The organism is Chryseobacterium oleae (genome assembly GCF_900115055.1).
In the GTDB taxonomy this organism is placed as follows: domain Bacteria; phylum Bacteroidota; class Bacteroidia; order Flavobacteriales; family Weeksellaceae; genus Chryseobacterium; species Chryseobacterium oleae.
In genome coordinates, this window is record NZ_FOVD01000008.1 from 123,566 (window position 1) to 144,708 (window position 21,143).

14 protein-coding genes are annotated in these 21,143 nt (G+C 39.0%); 12 read left to right on the forward strand and 2 right to left on the reverse strand.

What is annotated here, in order from left to right; all coding sequences use genetic code 11:
• Nucleotides 1-12: 12 nt before the first annotated feature.
• The 10 genes from BM143_RS20425 (at nt 13) to BM143_RS20470 (ending at nt 15,243) form a co-directional block, all read left to right on the forward strand.
• Nucleotides 13-1,332 (forward strand): RagB/SusD family nutrient uptake outer membrane protein, encoded by a 1,320-nt coding sequence (locus BM143_RS20425; RefSeq protein WP_090026866.1) that lies wholly within the window; start codon nt 13-15, stop codon nt 1,330-1,332.
• Between the two features lie 74 nt (nt 1,333-1,406).
• Complete coding sequence (locus tag BM143_RS20430; protein ID WP_090026867.1) at nt 1,407-2,171, forward strand: LytR/AlgR family response regulator transcription factor; 765 nt, start codon at nt 1,407-1,409, stop codon at nt 2,169-2,171.
• A gap of 50 nt (nt 2,172-2,221) precedes the next feature.
• The gene (locus tag BM143_RS20435) at nt 2,222-2,626 is read left to right on the forward strand and encodes a hypothetical protein (protein ID WP_139222085.1); all 405 of its coding nucleotides are present in this window, start codon (nt 2,222-2,224) and stop codon (nt 2,624-2,626) included.
• A gap of 582 nt (nt 2,627-3,208) precedes the next feature.
• Nucleotides 3,209-4,303, forward strand: a complete 1,095-nt coding sequence (locus tag BM143_RS20440) for a hypothetical protein (RefSeq protein WP_090026871.1) — start codon at nt 3,209-3,211, stop codon at nt 4,301-4,303.
• A gap of 32 nt (nt 4,304-4,335) precedes the next feature.
• On the forward strand, nt 4,336-5,277 hold the full coding sequence (locus BM143_RS20445) for a hypothetical protein (protein ID WP_090026872.1): 942 nt from the start codon (nt 4,336-4,338) through the stop codon (nt 5,275-5,277).
• Nucleotides 5,278-5,725: 448 nt separating this feature from the next.
• Nucleotides 5,726-7,813, forward strand: a complete 2,088-nt coding sequence (locus tag BM143_RS20450) for a type VI secretion system Vgr family protein (RefSeq protein WP_090026995.1) — start codon at nt 5,726-5,728, stop codon at nt 7,811-7,813.
• Nucleotides 7,814-7,815: 2 nt separating this feature from the next.
• Entirely contained in the window at nt 7,816-9,207 is a 1,392-nt protein-coding gene (locus tag BM143_RS20455; protein ID WP_090026873.1) for a hypothetical protein, read from the forward strand.
• A gap of 3 nt (nt 9,208-9,210) precedes the next feature.
• Nucleotides 9,211-13,551: a DUF6531 domain-containing protein gene (locus tag BM143_RS20460; RefSeq protein ID WP_090026874.1), complete on the forward strand. Its 4,341-nt coding sequence runs from the start codon at nt 9,211-9,213 to the stop codon at nt 13,549-13,551.
• 3 nt (nt 13,552-13,554) lie between these two features.
• The gene (locus BM143_RS20465; RefSeq protein ID WP_034729613.1) at nt 13,555-13,917 is read left to right on the forward strand and encodes an Imm10 family immunity protein; all 363 of its coding nucleotides are present in this window, start codon (nt 13,555-13,557) and stop codon (nt 13,915-13,917) included.
• A gap of 345 nt (nt 13,918-14,262) precedes the next feature.
• Nucleotides 14,263-15,243, forward strand: coding sequence for a S41 family peptidase (locus BM143_RS20470; protein ID WP_167375323.1), 981 nt, complete (start codon nt 14,263-14,265; stop codon nt 15,241-15,243).
• A 76-nt stretch (nt 15,244-15,319) separates the two neighbouring features.
• On the opposite strand, the gene BM143_RS20475 is transcribed toward BM143_RS20470, so the two are convergent.
• Nucleotides 15,320-16,450, reverse strand: coding sequence for an FAD-dependent oxidoreductase (locus tag BM143_RS20475; protein ID WP_090026876.1), 1,131 nt, complete (start codon nt 16,448-16,450; stop codon nt 15,320-15,322).
• Nucleotides 16,451-16,545: 95 nt separating this feature from the next.
• On the opposite strand from BM143_RS20475, the gene BM143_RS20480 reads away from it, so the two are divergent.
• Nucleotides 16,546-17,508 (forward strand): helix-turn-helix domain-containing protein, encoded by a 963-nt coding sequence (locus BM143_RS20480; protein WP_090026878.1) that lies wholly within the window; start codon nt 16,546-16,548, stop codon nt 17,506-17,508.
• Here the strand turns inward: BM143_RS20480 and BM143_RS20485 are convergent, their stop codons facing one another.
• On the reverse strand, nt 17,509-18,870 hold the full coding sequence (locus tag BM143_RS20485) for a tetratricopeptide repeat protein (protein WP_090026880.1): 1,362 nt from the start codon (nt 18,868-18,870) through the stop codon (nt 17,509-17,511). It abuts the gene before it with no gap.
• 313 nt (nt 18,871-19,183) lie between these two features.
• Here BM143_RS20485 and BM143_RS20490 point away from each other — a divergent pair, with 313 nt between their 5' ends.
• Nucleotides 19,184-20,986: a serine hydrolase domain-containing protein gene (locus BM143_RS20490; RefSeq protein ID WP_090026881.1), complete on the forward strand. Its 1,803-nt coding sequence runs from the start codon at nt 19,184-19,186 to the stop codon at nt 20,984-20,986.
• The last annotated feature ends 157 nt before the right edge of the window (nt 20,987-21,143 follow it).

Below are 21,143 nucleotides of genomic sequence, written 5' to 3' on the forward strand. Positions count from 1 at the left end.
ACTTGAAAAAAAATGAGAAAAATTACAACATTCATTGCGATCGCAGCCTTAAGCTTTTCCAGTATCGGATGTGACCGTTTTTTAGATATTCAGCCTGAAGGGAAAATTATCCCGATGAACGTAGAGGATTACCGCAAAGTGCTTACATCAGCCTATTCTCAATATCCGGTGCACAAATCTTTGACCGCTCTGAGAACAGATGAGCTTACGATAGATGAAACCCTGAATGAATTTAATGTCTACCGCGAAATAGCGATGTGGAAAGATTCAAACAACGATCAGGCCACAGCTGAGTTCCCATGGGTAACTTTTTATTCCGTAAACTTTTATCTGAATCAGGTGATCAACGAAGGAAGCAAGACCATGGCAGATTCTCCTGAAAAGAATCAGATTCTGGCAGAAGCTTATGCGCTTCGTGCCTACTTATATTTTGATTTGGTTAATTTGTACGGGAAGCCTTATAACAGTGCAACAGCTGCAACAGACAGAGGAGTGCCGATCAGCCTTGAAATTGATCTTGAGCAGGTATTGAAACCTTCTTCTGTACAGGCAGTATACGATCAGGTGCATGCAGATATGGCAAAGGCAGAAGGACTGATGGTAGAGGAGAAGCAGCCGGCCGGAATCAATTACAGATTCTCAAAGATAGCCCTGAAGGCATTTCAGGCGAGAACCGCTCTTTATCAAAACGACTGGAACAAGGCCTTAAGCTATGCACAACAGGTGATTGCAGTGAAAGGAGAATTAAGCAATCTAAACACAACACCTACTGCGCCTAATCATTATGCTTCGGTAGAATCTATTTTAGCTTTGGATAATGCCCTGAATATTGCCGTGCAGAACGTATCTTATGCGTCCCCGGAACTGACTTCAAAATATAATACCACAACAGATAAAAGATTTAGTCTTTATTTTGAAAAGAACGGAAGCAAATACAAAGTGATCAAAGGAGGAACTACAGATTTCAGAGTGTCTTTCAGAACAGCGGAGATGTATTTTATACAGTCTGAGGCATTATTAAAATTGAACAGACTGAGTGAGGCTAAAGAAGCAATCCTTAAAGTCCTGAAGAACAGATACACACCTGACGGATATATCACCGTTCAAAACCAGATCAACCCAATGAACACTTCAGATTTTATGAGTTTTATTCTTGAGGAAAGGTTCAGAGAATTTGCTCTGGAAGGCCACCGCTGGATGGATTTAAGAAGAGCAGATCAGAAAAAAATCATTCATAATGTGAATGGTACAGACTATATTCTTCAGCAGAATGATGTGAGATATACCATAGAATTTCCAATGAGTGCCAAGAAGAATAACCCTCTTTTATAAGCATTCATATAAACAACCTCTGAAACCGCTTGAACGTAATAGTTTTAGCGGTTTTTTTGTACTTTTGTAATGTTATGAAAATTGCCATTATAGAAGACGAATTGCTGGCTGTGAATTATCTCAGAAACCTGTTGGACCAGCAAAGCATCGTCCCTGTGACGGAGATGGTGATTCTGCGTTCAAAAAAACAGGCCATAGACTTCTTCGAAAACCATTCAGCGGATCTTATCTTTATGGATATTCATCTCGGAGACGGAATGAGTCTGGAGATTTTTGAATCTGTGGAACTGTTCACGCCCATTATTTTCATAACCGCTTTTGACGAATATGCCATGAGAGTATTCAGGCATTTCACGATAGATTACCTTCTGAAACCCTTTGAAGAAGAGGATTTGCATAAAGCATTACAGAAATTCATTTCCATCAGGTCCAATTACGACCCCGAACCTGTCCTGAAATCAATGTCTTCATTACGTCAGGCGGATAGCCCTGATGTGATGAAACGTTTTATGGTGCGTGACGGGAATAAACTGAAATCAATTGATGAAGACCATACAGCCTATTTTTTCGCTTCCGGAAAATACCTTTTTCTGACAACAACGGACAACCAGACCTATATTTATGATGATACGATTAAAGATGTCATCCATAAACTGAACCCACAGCTTTTCTTCAAAATCAACCGTAAATTTATCATCAATAAAAATGCAATTGTGGAGATCATCAAACATTCCAGCCAGAAAGTAGAACTGAAACTGTCGCCTGCCCCTGAAATCAATTCAGATGTATTCATCAGCAAAAGACAGATCACGGAATGTTTAAGCTGGCTGAAAAGCTGATTAATTCTTATGCAAACCTGTACAGATACAAAAGCAAAAAACGCCCTGTGATGGATCATAATGTTATCAATAAATATGCGCTTACGTTCGAAAATAAAACAATGAGCTGGGAAGGATTCCGGGGAAAGAAAAACAGTAAAATCATAGATACCAATCATTATTGTTTAACCTGTTTTTTAATCTGTTGGGACTCAGTCTCACAAATCAACGATTCATTGCTGCCGGATATTAATGCTGCTTTGGCGGATCCTACCTTGGAAATTGAGAGTGATACTACGACAGTAGATATCATCATGTGTAATCATCTGGTAGATTTTTATGATCGTCAGGGCTATGTAAGCAGTATACCTCTGAACGATTTTAAGGAAATTGTAACCTTATGGAGAGGTTTTCTGACTACACGTCCTCTGAACGGCGCAAAAATTTACTTTACCTTCTTTGGATTCTCTTTCTGATTGAATGATTAGCATCATTCAGGTCATTGGAATTTGATTTGAGGAAGCGATCTTCTAATCCACATAAACTGAGGTTGGGTTAAGATATTTTTCAGATATTTGATTTCAGACTTTTTCTGGGAATTTAGTAGCTCATAGCGTTTTGGGATGCGTTTTTTGTGATTCAGGCGAGGAACTACCTTTTACATCCAGATAATTTCAAAAGCCTTAATTCTGGACCTCCTACTTTTTTCCTTGTGTTAAGACTCAACAGCTTGATACGCTGGGTATTTTAGGATGGGTTCCTGTATATTCAATAGGGGCGGGCTTCAGCCCGCCTACAAGATATATGCATTTCAAAAGGCTTTAGCCGAAACTTAGACACCAGGCGATTTAATCTTAACTTCTTATCCCGAACTAAGGTTATATAACTTCATCAGCGGCGCAGTCGCACTCTTTGTCTTTGTGACGCTATAGACCCTCAGAATATTTTACCAATAAATTTTGAGTCTGATCTATAAAAATGGATGAGGTAATCATAATTTCAAAGATGCTATCTTTATGCCACACTAAAGCAGCCATAAAAAGATACATCACAAAAATATGAAAACCCCAGACCAGATACATCCGTACCAATCAACGATTAAAAAAACAGATTTTGGAATACTGACCACATTGGTGTCAGAAGCCGGTGTTTCTACACATGGAAGTATTTCTTTCGGAGATAAAACGCTTTCAGCCAACTACGTTTATGATAAAAGAGGAACTTATAAATTAGTTTACACGATTATTGATACAGACGGAAATTCAGAAAGTTTTGCAGAAGATAATGGAATTTTACCCACATTGTTTTTAAGTCCGGATCAGGAAAATTATGTTTCGTTTGTTCCTTATCATCCCGATAAAGAACTGGAAATCAGTGTTTCCGTTTTTAACCGCGATAATACAGAATTACCAAAGGGAAACAGACCTTTTACCGGAAAATTTATAGGTACGACCAATCAGTTTTCCATTTTTCATGAGGCGGATATCTGGTCGGAAACAAAGCCGGATAAAATGCTTTCCATTGAATTTAAAAACGATGCGATCAAAAAGAAGCACAATATCAAAATAGACCTTCCGAGGAATAATAAAATATTCATCAATAATGGGGAGATCCATTTATTAGCCAATGATAAAAAAGGTTGGTTGCACAGACAGATTGATGAATTGGGAGCTGTAATACGTGAAAGGCTTATCAATCCCAACAAAGAATGGTTTTGGGAAATACTAAGTCTATCCTTTGAGGAGAATTCATACATTCTTTGTGAAGAAGAGGGGAAAATATCGGTGGAGGTCATCACTTCGGATCTTCACTGTACCACTACAGATATAGCGGATATCGGTGATGAATTTTTTAATACCTGGCAGCCTGTAAAAATTGCTGAACATACTTTTACAGCGAACTTCAACGGAGAATTCGGAAACGGCTGGCTCACAATAAAAAATGATAAATTGTTGGAATTATTCTACAGCAAAAATGAAAAAGGCTATAGAAATATATTGACCAATGAGGTGTTACCCATGGACAAGAAAGATCTGGTGATTTCCAGTATCAACAGAACAGGAGAAGGTAGTTATGCCGTTATTTTTTATTCATCGGATGACCGGAAAACGAAAAATAAAGAGTTACTTATTTTGAATCGCAGCATTAAATAATATCACCAATTTTCACAACTTAATTTCTAAAAATGACCATCAAATCCTTCGTAATTATCCTTACCTGTATCATCTTTCAAACTTCATGTTCTCAAAAAACAGAACAGAACAAAAGTGAACAGACAAAAGTGAAAATAGATCTGATTCCCGGCAAAGATGATAAAGTTTATCAGGGAACTGTCAATTTAATTACTCAGAAGGACATTGATGAATTTGGGAAAAACAACTATACTTTTATTAATGGAAGTATGAATATTTGTGATGTAAATTCTTCGGAATATTCTAAAGAAGAAATCAATCTAGATGCTTTAAAAAGTATAAGGATGATTAATGGCGGACTGCTTATTACCAGATTAGAAAATTTAAAGTCTGTCAAGGGATTGGAGAACCTGGAAAAGGTTAACGGAGATCTTGTTATATCCGGCTGTGGATTAAGCACGATCAGTACATTTGAAAAATTAGCTGTCATAAGTGGTGACTTGGTTTTTGGAAATAATGATTTTAATGATGTAAAACTTACTGAAATAACAGGATTTAATCATTTAACTGAGGTTGGGAGTATTTTTATTTCGGGAAATTCGGGATTACAAAAACTGGATGCTTTTCATAAAATAGAGAAGACCAAAACCATTCAGATTATCAATACCAGCCTTGAAAGAGTAGACAATTTTAAAAATCTGAAGAATGTGAAAAATTTCTCGGTGGAATACTCATTGCCTTTAAAGGAAATTAATCTGGAAAAACTTGAAACCGTAAGCGGTTTATTTGCATTGAACGAAAATGCGTATTACAATGGAAAAATAAGCATACCCAACATCAGGAAAATAAATCATCTTTATATGATAGATAATAACGGGTTAGAAAATTACTGTGATTTTTCAGGTCCCATTAAACAAAATAAGGTAGATACATTGTCCGCTGGCGGTAACAAAATAAACCTGACTAAAGAACAGATAATAACGAAATGCAAATAGAGAAAGTGGTATTGAAAGCACTCATATATTTACTATAAGACAACGCATTTCTATTATTTTTTTGTATTTGTAATTTGCTAGTTTATAGTGTTTTATTGTCCCATATTGATCCCGTATTTTCTACATGATTTCAATCGTAGAACTACTACAATTTTCTAAAAAACGGCTAATTCATTTGCCTGTGATTTTTTTATGTGATAAATTTCAAAACCAAACCACAGAAAAAACTTATGGGAAAAATCCGAATTGATCGAAAGCTATTACTAATAAGTAGTTAAGGCAGAGTTTATTCGCGAAAAGCTCTGATAGAACCATCTCAGAACAATTAAAGCTGTACTTGCAAAGGGGACCGATGCCGAGTACTGGTTGTTCATATGAGTAGAATGGTCTCATTTCTATGAAGGAAGAAATTCCTTTTCACATCCACACTACCGAAAAAAAGTATACTATGTTTCAAGAAGGAAAGAATCTGCCCAAGAAGGGAATAGATTCAGCTAAAATAGATATAGCCGACAACATTCAGGAAGTTGTAAAAAATAAAGATTCACAAAAAGCCATATCGCAGATCAAAACGGTAAGCGATACCGCTCAGAGTTTTATGAATCAGCCTTTATTACAAAATGCTCCTACAGTTATAGAAAATAAAGTATGGGCAAAGCAGCCGACCTCTAATATCTTCAATGCCCAGGCCATCCCTGAAAGTGCTGTTGCAGGAATCAACAGAGTTGTGAAACTTGAAATTTTTGTTGAAGGAAAACCAATCAAATTTTTCAAGCATTTTAAGCTGACCCAAAGTGCCGTTAAACACCACGAATTTAATCTGACACTTGCCCACGATACCCTCGGAAGCGCCGAAAACCATAACCTGGAAGAAGCCCAGAGCTTTCTGGGAAAAAGAATCACGGTGGTCTTCAAATACAAAGATGTAGAAGAAGGTCCGGAAAGAAACTTTGTTGGAGTCATTACCGAAGTAGGATTCGATCAGGATAACGGGAGCCTGGGAAATGTCATCCTTACAGGCTACAGCCCAACGATTCTGCTGGATTCCGCTCCGCATACCCAGAGTTTTGGAGGTAAGCAGGAAATAAGTCTTAATAATATTGCGTATCAGGTCATTAAAGAAGGTTTAGGAGCCAGTAAATTTGATGTCCGGGTAGACGCACAGTATGGAAATATTTCTTACAGTTCCCAGTATCATGAAACCCATTACAATTATCTGGCAAGAATGGCAGAAGCCTATGGAGAACAGTTTTTCTATGATGGGGAAGTTCTGCATTTTGGAAAACTGCCCCCTCAGCAAAAACCGGTAAAGCTTACTTATGGCAGCAATGTAGCCGATGTGAAAATTAAGATGTTAGCTCAACATGTTAAACCCTCATTTTATGGTTATAACAGCAGTAAAAACGAAAAACTGACTGCAGGAGCTTCCAAAATAAACCATACCTCAGATATTGCGAGGCGTGCTTACGAAATTTCAGAAAAGACATTCATCACTCCATCATTAAGTATAGCGCCTATAAAGGCTTCAAAAGTGATGGATATTGATGTTTCCCAAAAAGGCGCCGCCGGAAGCAATTCAGTGGATGTATTTACCACTTCGGGAACCACTTCCGTACCCTTTTTATACCCGGGATGTACAGCAGACATCGAAATGCGTAAACCGGATACCAATGAGACCTCCTATTTTACAAAACTTATGATGACGGAAGTAAGACATGAAGTCGATGCAAGAGGATATTATACAGGATCTTTTGACGCCATTGCTGCAGATACCGGTTTTATGCCGAGACCTCAGTTTAATTATCCTAAAGCGGAACCGCAATTTGCAAAGATTATTTCCAATACAGATCCATTAAATCAAGGAAGGGTGCAAGTACAGTTCGACTGGCAGAATGGTCCCGATACCACAGAATTTATCCGAGTCATGACTCCCGATGGAGGAAGCAGCGATAAAGTAAGTAAAAACCGTGGATTTATGGCCATTCCGGAAGTAGATGACCAAATTATGGTCAATTTTGTTCACCAGCATCCCGACCGTCCTTTTGTCATGGGCGGAATGTTTCACGGTGGTGCCGGAGGCGGAGGCGGACAGGGCAATAATATCAAAAGCCTCAGCAGTAAAAGCGGACATATCGTAAGCCTTGATGATGCCGGTGCAATCACCATTAAAGATAAATCAGGCGGAAACATCATAACGGTGGACGGAACCAATACCATTTCTGCTGTAGCCAGTAAGAAAATTTCTTTGGACAACGGAAAATCATCCATTGTCATTGAAGATGAAACCATTACGATTCATGCTAAAAATATTCATGTGGTAGGCGAAACCATTGTTTCTATGGGAAGCGGTAAAGCGGGAGTAGAACTGAGTTCGAAAGAAAATGTAGCAGCCGTAAGCGGAGTTACAGTTACTGCATCCGGAAGCAAAGAAGTCCAGATCACAGGAAAAGAGACAAGCATCAGTGGAGCCAAGGTTTCAATGAATGGAGATGGAGAGACGATCATTACAGGAGGTTTGGTTAAACTGAATTCTTAACTATGGAAACATCTTCAATAGCACAGGAATATTATAAACTCCGTGATCTCTGGTATGCTGCCGAAAAAAAACAATCCTGGAAACTGGCGGTTTGGGTGGCACAGTATGCAGATGTCGAGATCATCGATAAGTTTATGCAGATCGAGCAGTCTCCTGTGGGAGAAGCCAATGATATTTTTTTTCGTTTCGAAACGGAATATAATGGCAACAGGGAATTATTTGAAGAACAGTTATGGAATGAATTTTTCACCTGGTTTACACCCCATCCGGATAAAAATAAAGACCTTCACAGAGCGCTTTGGGAAAATAATATGATCAGGGAAGCATTCGTTCCGGATGATAAGCTTCCACCCAATATTTCCAGTCTGTTTAGTGAGCTGGAACGCTTTAAGATGAGTATAACAGATCAGAGCGAAGATTTTTATTTCTGTCTGTATTTTCCTCTTTCGGCCCATTCCAAAAAAAATATAGCCCACTGGTTTCAGCAGGTCATCGAAACGGTACCAGATGACCTCCGGCTCGTAACTATGGATCTTGCGGAAGAAAGACGCGTGGAACTGCAGGGTAAAAAGAACGGTGAATCGCTTTATCACTATCTGCATCCAAAGCTCAAAATGGCAGAAGCTATTAAAAATGAGATGTACAAAGCAAGTGACAGCTATAATACGGTAGATCCGGATGCCAGATTCAGAAAACAGGTTATTGTGGTCATGGATTCTACCACCAAGAAAATGCAGAACCGCACAGATGTAGAAGTAAAACGTCTTTTGAATATCACAGATGAGATTGGAACGGTATCTTCTAAAATAGCCGGCTTACTGGTCGCATCACAAGCCTATTTTGCTATACAGAATACAAAAAAAAGTGAAGAATATACAGATAAAGCCTTGGAAGAATCCTCAAAAGCGATGCAGGAAGATGATGCTACGGGATATCCGGTCTGGAAATCATGCATGCTTTTAAAGGCCGCATTATTATACGGAAACAAAAAGACGGATCCAGCTTTATTGATTTATGAGGAGTTATCGGAAAAAGCCTCCGAACGTCAGGATGTCTATTATATCATGGAGGCGAACAGGCTTATCGCTCATATTTATTACGAAAAAAACAATGTGCAGAAAGCCTTTGAAAATGTACTGTTTTCTTTGGCGGCAGGAGCATATTTAGATATCAGTGTAAGAAGACAGTCTACTTTTTTACATGCAGCTTTTATGGCACTTTATTTAGGCGGACAGATCAAAACACCCGCAGAAGTAAACGAAATAAAACTGCAGTTGGCAGATTGGTTAGGTGATGACTGGGAAATTTTATTGGCGCAGGCTGGAGTGGATTCAGCATCGTTAAAAATGGACCAGTCTGTTTGGAAAAAGCAATTATCAAAACTTAAAAACTAACCTATGTCTGATTTAATAGGAAAAGTAGCCACATCACCCGCCCCGCGAAGAGGCTTCGGTGAATTGTTTGGAGAAGCCAAAAACAAACTGGATCATTTGCAGAAAGATATGGCCAGTATTCTTCCTGCCATGCCCGGGATGCCTGTAGGAAAGTACTTTGATCTCGCGATCGGGATAGATTTCCACGAAACCATTTTTCCGCCAATGCCTTTGTTGCCGGTACCGCATATCGGGATGGTTTTCGATATCATGAGTGCCATCATGAATGCCATTTCAAGCATTTTGCCCGAACCTCCGGCTCCTCCCGCAGATGGTTCTGAACCACCAACAAGCTTAGCTTCCGTTTGTACAGCTATCGTCAATGGAATGAAGCCATCCGTTCAGGTTCACGGGCAGTGGGTCGCCAATGCAGGTACGGGAATTCAGCATTTACCCGGGATCTTTTTACATATCCCGTTTCCGATCGTAAAACCTATTGCAAGCTCAGAAATGTTTTTGGGAAGCAGCACCGTTCTAGCAGATGGCGGACCGTGCAGCACCCAGTTTCACCTTGCTTTATCATGTAACCTGATCGGGATTCCGGCACCGTTCCGTATTACAAAACCAAAACCAAAGGTGGCTTTAATGGCACCTACTTCCATGCTGCTGATCATCACTTCAGCCGGAAAGCCTGTTTTAGCAGGTGGTCCGCCTACTATTGACCTTTTCCAGCTGGCCATGAGTCTCGGTTTAAAAGGAATGGGGAAATTATGGAAAAAAGCAGGCAACAAATTACAGGATTTCATTCACAGAGTTCAGCCTAATAAACCTAAGCTGGCTAAAGTATTACAGCCGGTAAAATGCCGCCTGTTCGGTGAACCTGTAGATGCCGCTACCGGAAGAGTATATTCCACCAACACCGATATTGAGTTGCCGGGACCTATTCCATTTGTATGGCAGCGTACTTACTACAGCGATGCTGAGGTAAACGGACCTTTGGGCTTTAACTGGCATCACAGCTACAATATGGGGCTTTTTGACTTGCAGAATGATTATGCTTCAGTACGTTTGTCAGACGGACGGGAAACCGTAGTTCCGTTGCTCGATTTAGGCGAAAAATATTTTAACAGAAAAGAACAGCTCACCTTTAGCAAAGATGAAAAAGGATATGTATTAACAGATTCCAATAAATTACAGTACAGATTCAACGGAGCGCTGAATCAGGAAGGCTACCGAATGCTTTCTTCAATAGCCACCGCAGATGGATTTGAAATAAGTTTTGATTATCATTCCAACGGATGTTTAAAGAAGATAACAGACAGCACAGGCAAAATCATAAAGGTAGAAACCGATTCTGATCACCGCATTACCCGTCTGTATACCATTGCTGAAAACCGGGAGATCACCTATATCCAGTACAGTTATGACGATCTGGGAAATATGGTGCACAATAAAGACGTGATTGGTGCAGAAAAGTATTTCCGTTATCAGGGGCATTTATTGGTTCAGCTGACCAATCAGACCGGACAGAATTTTTACTGGGAATACGAAGGAGCAGGTGATGATGCCAAATGTGTCCATACCTGGGGCGATGGCGGCGTACTGGAATATTTTACAGAGTATCATCCGGGACAGACCATTACCAAAAACAGTTTAGGTTTTACATCAGAATACTTTTATGATGAGAGTAAACTGATCTATAAAATAATAGACGAAAACGGGGGCGTTACTCATCAGAAATACAATCAGTATCAGGAGCTTGAATTAATAATCAATGCGGAAGGTTTTACCCAGAAATATCTGTACACTGAAAATGGTTTACTGAAAACAATTGAAAACGAAAATAACGGGCAGAGTCAGTTTCAATATGATGATGCTTTTAATTTAGTTAAAATAACAAGTCCCGGAGGTGCAGAAATAGAATGGACCTATGACGAATTGAACCGGATTGTTCAAAAGAAGCTTCCTTCCGGGGAAAAGCTGCATTATCAGTATAAAGATATGCACCTTAGAAAAATAACGGATGACAAAAACCGTGCGGTTCATTTTTTCTATGACGAGTCGCATCAGCTGGTGCAGATGATTTATCCCAATGAAACTTACAGCAAATGGGATTATGATGAACTGGGAAATGTAATAAGCGAGCGTGACCCAAGGGGAAATTTAACGTTCTTTAAATATGATGATGCCGGAAACGTGATCTACTTAAAAGAACCTGACGGAAACGAACATTACTTCGAATATGACACCTCATACAATATCATTCATGCGAAGGATGACTTACATGATGTACGGTTCAGATACGGCAGTTTAGGAATTTTACTGAGCCGGACACAGAACAATCGTACAGTAAAATTCGGATATGATACGGAATTGCAGCTGAAAAGCATCAGCAATGAAAAAGGTGAAGTATATCGCTTTGCGCTGGACGGAGTAGGTGATGTGATCAGTGAGTGGGGATTTGACGGATTGCACCGCCAGTACGAACGGGATGCAATAGGCAGAGTGAAAAAAGTAGTCCGCCCTGACAACCGCTGGACAGAATATGACTATGACGGCATTAGAAATATCATTGCCGAACAACATAGTGACCTTTCATTTACTGGCTACAGCTACAATAAAGACGGATTTTTAATCGGTGGACTCAATCAGGATATCAGTATAAAAATACAGCGTGGAAAAGATGGCCGTATCATTAAAGAACAGCAAGGCCAACATTGGGTTAGTAAAACAGTTGACAGGCAAAATGATTCCTTATTGACAGAAAGTTCATTGGGAGCCAGTATTACCAGTCAATATAATCATTTTGGACAGCTAGATACAATAGAAAGCGGAAGCTGGAAAGGTCAATGGCAATATGATGTCACAGGATTGGAAATACAGCGCGATCTTACTGGTGGTATCAGCCAGATTACTGAGCATGATCAGCAAGGGCGGGTCATTCGTCGAAGCATCAACAGTCATAATATTGAAAAAAGCCGAACAAGGTATACGTGGGGAACTGCGAATCGTTTACTGAAAACAGTCAACGAAATTACAGGAACCAACGCCAGTTTCAATTATGACTCCTGGGATAATCTGGTAAGTGGTACCTATCAAAGTGGTAAGGAGACGGATACGATTTATAAAGCTCCGGATGCTATTGGTAACCTCTTTGAAACCCCTAATCAAACTGACCGAAGTTATGGACCGGGAGGAAAACTGCTGAACGATATACGGTATAATTATTACTACGATGCAGAAGGAAACCTGATTTTTAAAGAATTCAGAAAAAGTACGCAACGGGCAGCTATTTCCTCTTCCACAGTAGAGCATAAATACGGAATCAGCCTGATGGGAAGTGGCGTCGGCTGGCAGTATGAATGGAAAGGAAACGGAATGCTTGCTAAAGTGATATTGCCACAGGGAGGAGAAGTCAGTTTTGCATATGATCCTCTGGGACGGCGTATTGCCAAACAGTATAAAAATAAAGTGACCCGCTGGGTATGGGATGAAGATGTCCCTTTACATGAATGGCAGTATGACGGAGAATTCCCACCAAAGCTGAGTATTGATCAAGAAAATAATGTAGAGGAAGCTTCTGAATCTGCAGAAAATGTAATAACTTGGCTCTATCAGGAGGGAAGCTTTGTGCCTTGTGGAAAAATTGTTGGAGAAGAAGAGTTTAGCGTCATCAGCGATTATTTGGGAACACCAACGCATGCTTATGATCATGAAGGTATTCTTGTCTGGGAAAGGGAATTGGATGTATATGGTTCTCTGCGAAAAGGGGATAATGAATTTGTTCCGTTTTTGTATCAGGGACAGTATGTGGATGTAGAAACAGGGTTGGTTTATAACCGTTTTCGGTATTATGATAATACGAGTGGTAATTATATAAGCCAAGATCCCATTAGGTTAGCTGGCGACATTCTTAATCTTTATAATTATGTTAGTGATAGCAATATCTGGGTTGATAATTTAGGTTTACATTTTGGTTCAGGTAAAGGGCAACACTCAGCAAAGTTTTTCTTATATGATGAAAATGGCAAGCTTATCGATAAAGGTTCCATGAAAAGTGGGGGAATGACTGTAGAAGAGAGAGCATTAGGTTTTCCCAAATCCTCTCTTGCAACTCATACTGAAGCAAGAATTACTAAAAACATTCCATTATCTAAAGGACAACGTTTAGATATAATTGGGCAATATCCTCCTTGCTGTTCGTGCAAAGGAAAAATGCGTTCTGCTACAAATGGTACAGGCGGGATTGTTTCTTATACTTGGATGGATGACAATGGTAAAATGCAGATAGTTCAATGGCAAAAGAATAAGAAAGTAGTAGATAGTACAAGTAAAAATAAAAAATTACATCCAAAACATCATTAAAATATGTACAAAGTAGAAATTAAAGCAAAATTTGCGCACGCATCAATTGAAAAAAAAGACAATTATTATTTAGTGGGTCTTGCTGAAGATGAATTTGATTATGAAAAATATATAATTTTCCAAAAGCCGTATAAATTAGGTAAAAATGATGATCCAAATGCAAAAATTAATGGTATATATGTTGAATGTAACGGTGATTCATGCTTTAATTGTTGTAGCGAAATAAGTATTGATAATAAAAAACTAAGACTTATCATTCAGGATAGCGAGATACTAATAGATATTGAAGAAGTAAATTTACCTGAAAATTTTATTTCTTACTTAAGGGAAATATTTGGTGATTTATTACAAATAAATTGGAAATAAATTATACTCCTCAGCGGCCCTTCAAAATTTGCAATCCCTAAGCGACTTCAAAGGCGTAATCCGGAAATATGTGCCAGATTAGAATTCGATTCCGAAGTTGAAATGTGTGGTGTATCAACAGTTTCTAAAGAAGTATTTTGTTCAGTGTTGAGATGTCTGCAAGATATTTTTAGGAAAATAGATATAAGTCAAAATTAGATACTTAATCTGTAGATAAAAGATTTGTTTAGCTTATAATGATAACAAGGGAGCGTTAAAAGAGCAAGCTGTGCAAAGTCCGACTCTGCACAGCTTATTTTTTACTAAAAAGATTATCTTTACCAGATTCCAATGAATCAATACATAATGAAACGATTTTACTTTCTGATCACCGGTTTTCTGATGTTTACAGGGATTAATACCAATGCGCAGTCTGACAGCGTAAAAAACTATATAGTCAGTGCACTTGATCTGATGAAGGCCAAATCGGTCAACAAACACAGGATCAACTGGGACTCTCTTTATACGGATTCTCGCAAAAAAGCAGAACATCTTCAAACGGTTAAAGAGACTTATCCGCTGATTAAAAATATACTCGGTGCTCTGAAAGATGCCCATTCCAATTTTTTTCCGCCGGAAATGGTTAAAGCCTATACATTGGGTTACAGAGCTACAGGACAGGAATTCCCTGCTATTGAAACAAAAATCACGGAAAACCAGATTGCTTATATCAAACTTCCCGGGATTGCCTGTTATCATTTTGCAGAATGGGATGAATTTGTCAACACTTTTTATAAAAAAATCGAAGAGCTGAATGCACAAAACCCCAAAGGTTGGATTCTGGATCTCAGAGACAATGGAGGAGGCATGTTTTATCCCATGTTCGCTGCTCTGTCACCGATGCTGGACAAGAAAAACGTAATTGGAACCGTAGATGCAGAAGGTAAATATGCGTTCTTTGACTACGACAGCAAAGGAAACCTGTATGAAGGGAAGCAACTTGCCCATCATTTTAACATCAAAAAAATTCCTCAGCGCATTACAAAACCAATTGTGGTAATGGTCAACAAAAAAACATCAAGCTCTGGCGAATTCTGCACGGTTGCATTTGCCGGACAAAAGAATACAACAGTTATCGGCCAGAATACAATGGGACTAACCTCCGGAAATCAGGAATATAAGCTTTCTGACGGAGCGTTTCTTATTTTAACAACAGGAAATATCGTAGACCGTAATAAAAAAGAATATGCCAAAGTAGGAGAGGGATTTACTCCAAATATACTGCTGGAAGACCTTTCAGATGATGGATATATGATCACGGCATCTGAGATATTCTTAAAAAAGTAATCTTTAAATTTTTATAGAGCGTCTTGGCGCGAAGTCGAAGACTTCGCGCCAAGACGCTTACCTTTTTATAATTTCTCTAATGAATCAGCTGCTTAAAAGAAAAATCCGGCTGGCGCATCTCAATTTCGTTTGTGCTTGAGGCAAGTTGTGCTTCTCTGGCATAGATAAACATTTCAGCTTCATAGCTTTTGATAGCAGCGTCCAGCGATTCATAGGATTCATGAGTGAGTTTTTCAGACAGGATTAATGCATCCAGTAAACCGGTATTGACGCCCTGACCTGCAAAAGGAGGCATCAGATGAGCGGCATCTCCGATAAGCGTTATAGGCAAAGGACGGTCATATTTCCACGGTCGGTCCAGTGGAAATTTTCTTGTCGGAAGACAGCTAAAGGATAATGTGGAAAGGAATAACTTTTTAAATCTATCATCCCATTCAGCGAATCTTTCCAAAAGAAAGGTACGGATGAGGTTCGCATCCCGAAAGTTATGTTCGTTATGATTTGTCCATTCTTCGGGTTTTCTAAAAATGACACCGTAGGTCAATACTCCGTTATTGTTGGGATTGGCTACCAGTAAATTGCCTTTATGGGCAGCCATCAGCCTTTTTCCATCGCACCATTCATAAAATTCAGGAGTATGTAGCTCCGGATCAGGAATATTTCCCTGGATGATCATGGTTCCGGTATCTTCGACCTGCGTGTCTGTAACAAAAGATCGTATGGCAGACATTCCGCCATTGGCCCCGATGACAACATCTGCAGTTTTCTGGACTCCATTTTCAAAATACAGTAGCCATTGTCCGTCTAAGGCTTCAAGTCCGGTACATTTTCTGTCCCAGACCACAGTATCAGCGGTTAAGCTCTCTAACAACATATTCCTCAAAACATTTCTGTTGATTTCAGGATTGTCATACTGATTTTCGGGAGTAGATTCTTTCGTGAACAAAGTTTCTCCTTTTTCATCCGTCATAATGATCCCCATTGGTAATGCTAACGCGTAGTAGATGTCGAGCAGTCCTGCGTTTTTCATAGCTTCCTGACCTGAACCTTTATGAAGATCTAATGTGCCGCCCCAAATTCTGGCTTGCGGATCTTGATCTCTTTCGTAAACGGTAACATCTGCACCATTTTGTTGTAATAATCTGGCTAATGTAAGACCCGCAGGTCCCGCACCAATGATCGCTGTTTTTTTATTCTTAAGTAACATAATTTTTTGTGTTGTTTAATATCAATACAAAATTGAAGGTCATTTTAGAAATAAAATAATTACATTAGACTTAAAAATAGCTGTAAAAGACTTTTATGGAAAATAAGGATCAAACCATCCCGGTCATTCTTCAAAAGTTGGCTCATGTACTGGGAACAAAATTAAAGAACAGAAGATTAGAAATCCCTTCCGGATTAGGAAGTGGGTATTGTACCGGATTTGTTTTCAATACACACATCAGGATGCTGATCAGTAATTATGAGCTGAATGATGACGTGGTGTTGGAGAATCCGGAGCGGGATGCAGCCAGAAAAGTGATATTTTTTAAGTTTCAGAATATTTTCCCGAAAGCAGAATCATGGTCTGTTGAAAAACATCCGGGAGGAATGCCGTCCGTTTTAATTGCAACCAGCCGCATTAATACGGATGAAATTATTTCCATCCATTCCAATACATCTACCATTAATATTGAAGTAGAGGCAGATTATCTGAGCCAATTGTTGAGCACACCACACCAATCACCGGTTTTACAAAGTCTTCTGCAAAATACGCAACCTTACCTTTTTGAGCAGCTCATTTATCCTTCTTTGCAGAAAGTGGTAGATGAGATTATTTCAGAATCAGTTGGGGAAACTTTTGAACTGTTTTTTATGAGAATTAAAGCAGAGGAAATGATCTGCAGGCTACTGATGGAACTGGAAAAGCGAAACGAAAAACGCATCTATGCCCTAAACAGTCATGATATAGAAATTCTTTACAAAATAAGGGATCAAGTCCTTCAAAACCTCGACATTCCTCCTGTTATCGGAAAACTGTCAGCAGAGGCAGGAATGAGCCCTACAAAATTGAAACGGCTATTTAAACAGATCTTTGGTGACAGTATTTTCAGCTATTATCAGGGATTCAGGATGAAAGAAGCTATTGTTCTGCTGAAAGAGAAAAAATATTCCGTTTCAGAAGTCGGCTATAAACTAGGTTTTACCAACCTGAGCCATTTTTCAAAAATCTTCAAAGAACATATGGGAATGAACCCGAAACAGTATGCGATGATGCAATGATTATTTCAATGATTGGTAAAAATGGGTTGTGGTCATATGACGGGTTATATTTTTTACAAATTCGTCCTTTCCATAGAAAAAGCTTGTCTTATTTCTGAAAGTAAATGAATAATAATTATTCTTTAAGTTCTTAATGGTGAGGAGAGACTGATCTATGTCTTTTTTCAACTGATCTCTATCGGCTGTATCGGTTGCGATATAGTTATTAAACTGTTTTTCTTCTGTATCTGATATATTACCACAGGAATAGATCGCTCCCAATAACGAAGCATAGGCATCATTCATTTTATTCAATTGTCTGTATGACTTTGAGATAGATAAAAGGGAGTTTTCCACATCCCTGCAAACCCGGGAATCACTTGAATTTGGAAAATCAAAAACCGCTTTTCTGTAATATTCAATGGCTTTATTGTAATCCTGTTTGAAAAAATAATAGTCCCCTAACGTATGAGCAGAAAAGTGTTTAAGGCCATAGATATCAATATTCTCAGCACCGTCTTCCAGCAATTCTTTGGGGAATTTAAGTTTTAAGAGATAGTTGAACATACCAATATGGTTGATCAAACTGTCCCGCTTAATTCGTTGTTCATAGCTTTCAGTATTCTTTAAAAATTCTTTATCCTTACTGAAGGGAGTGCTTTCTCTGAGACGTTTGATGTATGAATAAATTCCGTGGTCATCAGAATAATGGGCGTACGGATACTTTTCTAGTAAAGTGGTAAGCTCGTCTTCTTTCTCCTGTCTGATTTTTTCCACTACTTTTTTTCCTGAAATCTCTTCGTCAGCTAAACTTAATTTAAAAGCATAGATAATAATACCCTCGCTTCCAAAGCTAATGGCGTACATCCAGTCATCATTCCCACGAACAAACGAAACATCGGCTGGACTCACTACCTTATACTCGTTTGGCAGTTCAGTATAAGTACTTTCAGCTTTTGGGTGATCTGTCAGCAATGATTGAAAGATCTTTGATTTTCCTATGTCTCTCCGATTATTCAAAAAGGCATCTGCATATTCTTTCATCTCATCACTGGGCATTTTGGTAATGCTTGACCGGAGAGCTGAAATATCTACTTTATCGTTATCATAAGTGTACACGGCAGGAAATAAATCCAGATGGCTGTTCCCATTATCTAAAAATACAGCAATACCCACTACATCTTTGGTAAGGTGTTTTGCATTTAATTTTTTAGCCGCTTTAAAATAGGTTACCAGATCCTTAAGGTATTGATAGTTGGGACTTTTGCTGTAATTCTTTAAAGCAGTATCCAGTTGATGTTCATAATCTGAAAATGACTTTTGCTGAGCATCTGTCGTAATAAAACAGGTTAAAAGCATCAGTATGATGTATAATTGCTTCATGGGGTTACATTTTTGTGATTTCTTATTTTTAAAGAAAGTATTTGGTATGCTGTGTTTTATCAGTAAACATAAGGATTAAAAATAAGCAAGATCATAAATAAAGACAAAAGATTTTAGCGGCATAAGTAATTATTCAACAGATGCTTAAAGTAAATGTCAGAATGTACAGGAAAAAAGTACGCGCTGATGTAATGAATAAGGGATAAAGAATGTCATATAAGCAATATCCTTCTGATTAAAAAAAGTCGGATAAATTCGGCCTATACGTAACAAAACTTAAGTATTTTTGACAAACTAAATTTCAAAAGAGAAAATGAAACCAAAAACTCCCTTATACGTTGCAGCCCTGATCGGAATGATGTATGTTCCGGTATCTGCACAAACAAAATCCCAGTTGAATACCGAAATTGCCAAAGTAGAAGCAGGACTGATACCCGCCGTTCGTTTTCAGGGGGAACCTATGTGGACACTGGAATCCAGAATGAAGCATTACAATATTCCGGGAGTGAGCATTGCCGTTATCAAAAACTCAAAAGTGATCTGGGCGAAGAGTTATGGTTTTTCGGATGTGGAATCTAAAACTCCGGTCAATTCCAAAACACTGTTTCAGGCGGCATCTATGAGTAAGCCGGTAAGTGTGTATGCGGCATTGACAGAAGTAGAAGCAGGAAAAATAAATCCCGATACTGATGTCAATTCCTACCTGAAATCCTGGAAAGTTCCGGAAAATGAATTCACCAAAGAGAAAAAAGTCACTTTTAAAAATATAGTCAGTCATACAGCCGGTTTTACAGTAAGTGGATTCCCCGGATATGAAGCCGGAAAACCTATTCCTACTTTAGTTCAGGTTTTAAACGGACAGACTCCAGCGAATACTCCTGCCGTTTTCGTAGATAAAGTTCCGGGAACCCCTTTCCGGTATGCGGGCGGTGGATATTGTGTTCTGCAGCAGATGCTTATAGACTTGGAAGGAAAAGATTTTACCACCATTATGAAGGAAAAGGTTCTCATGCCACTGGATATGAAGAACAGTACTTTTTCACAGCCTTTATCCGATGCACAGTCTCAATTTGCGGCTACGGCATACAATCAGGAAGGAGTAAGAGTTTCGGGGAAATCTCATACCTATCCGGAGCAGGCCGCCGCCGGTTTATGGACCACACCTGAAGATCTGGCTAAATTCGTCATTGATGTTCAGAATACCCTGAGCGGGAAAAGCAGCAAGGTTATTTCGCAAAAGACTGCTGAACAGTTTACCACTTCTTTTATCGATCCGTTTATGGGTTTGGGAATCTTTCTGGAAGACCGAAGAGGCCATATGTACTTTCACCATGGCGGCTGGAACGAAGGATTCTCCAGCAGGTTTATAGCCAGTAAAACAAGCGGTGACGGAATTGTCGTACTAACGAATACCAATAAACCTGATTTTGTAGAAGAACTCGTACGTTCGGTGGCAGAAGTCTATCAATGGCCTTTATTTAATGCGCCGGTTCGGAAAATACTGCCTTTAAATCAGGATGATTTCAAAAGTGTAGGACGCTACAAAAACGGGAAATATGGTTTTTCCAGAGTCTATCGTGAAAACGGAAAGCTGATGACAGTCACCAATACAGACACTCCGGTAGAAATGATTAAAGTAGGGGAAAATAAATATGCATTTCGGGACTGGGATTTGACGGCAAAATTTGTGAAAAATAAGGATACCGGAAAAACAGATATCGTACAGGTGTTTTCCAACGGAAAAATAAGATCAACAGAGGCACAAATGGGACCGGATGATAAAACACCTTTGGAATGGGTACTGGACGGAAATTATGATAAAGGCCTGGAAGCTTATCAGAAAGCCAAAACTGAAGATGCCGGTAATGATCTTCTCTCAGAGGGTTATCTAAACGGAGTAGGCTACACCATGCTGCAGAATAAAGACTTTACAAAAGCGATAGATATTTTTAGAGTGAATGCTGCACTGTATCCTAAAAGTGAAAATGTTTACGACAGTTTGGGAGAAGCTTACCAGAAGGCCGGACAAAAAGATAAAGCCAAACAGAATTACCAGAAAGTTCTGGAGATCAATCCCAAAAACGAAAAAGCTGCAAAGGTTTTACAAACATTATAATTTCAGTTCGGTCAGATGGCTGGAAGCTAGAATAGAGAAACTGATTTAAGCCTGTCAAGGTTCAAAACCTTGACAGGGTTCACCGGATAGCCAACTCATTATAAAAGCAAATGTCTTATCCCGAACTCAGGTTAAGAAAATAAAAACATTGGTTTTC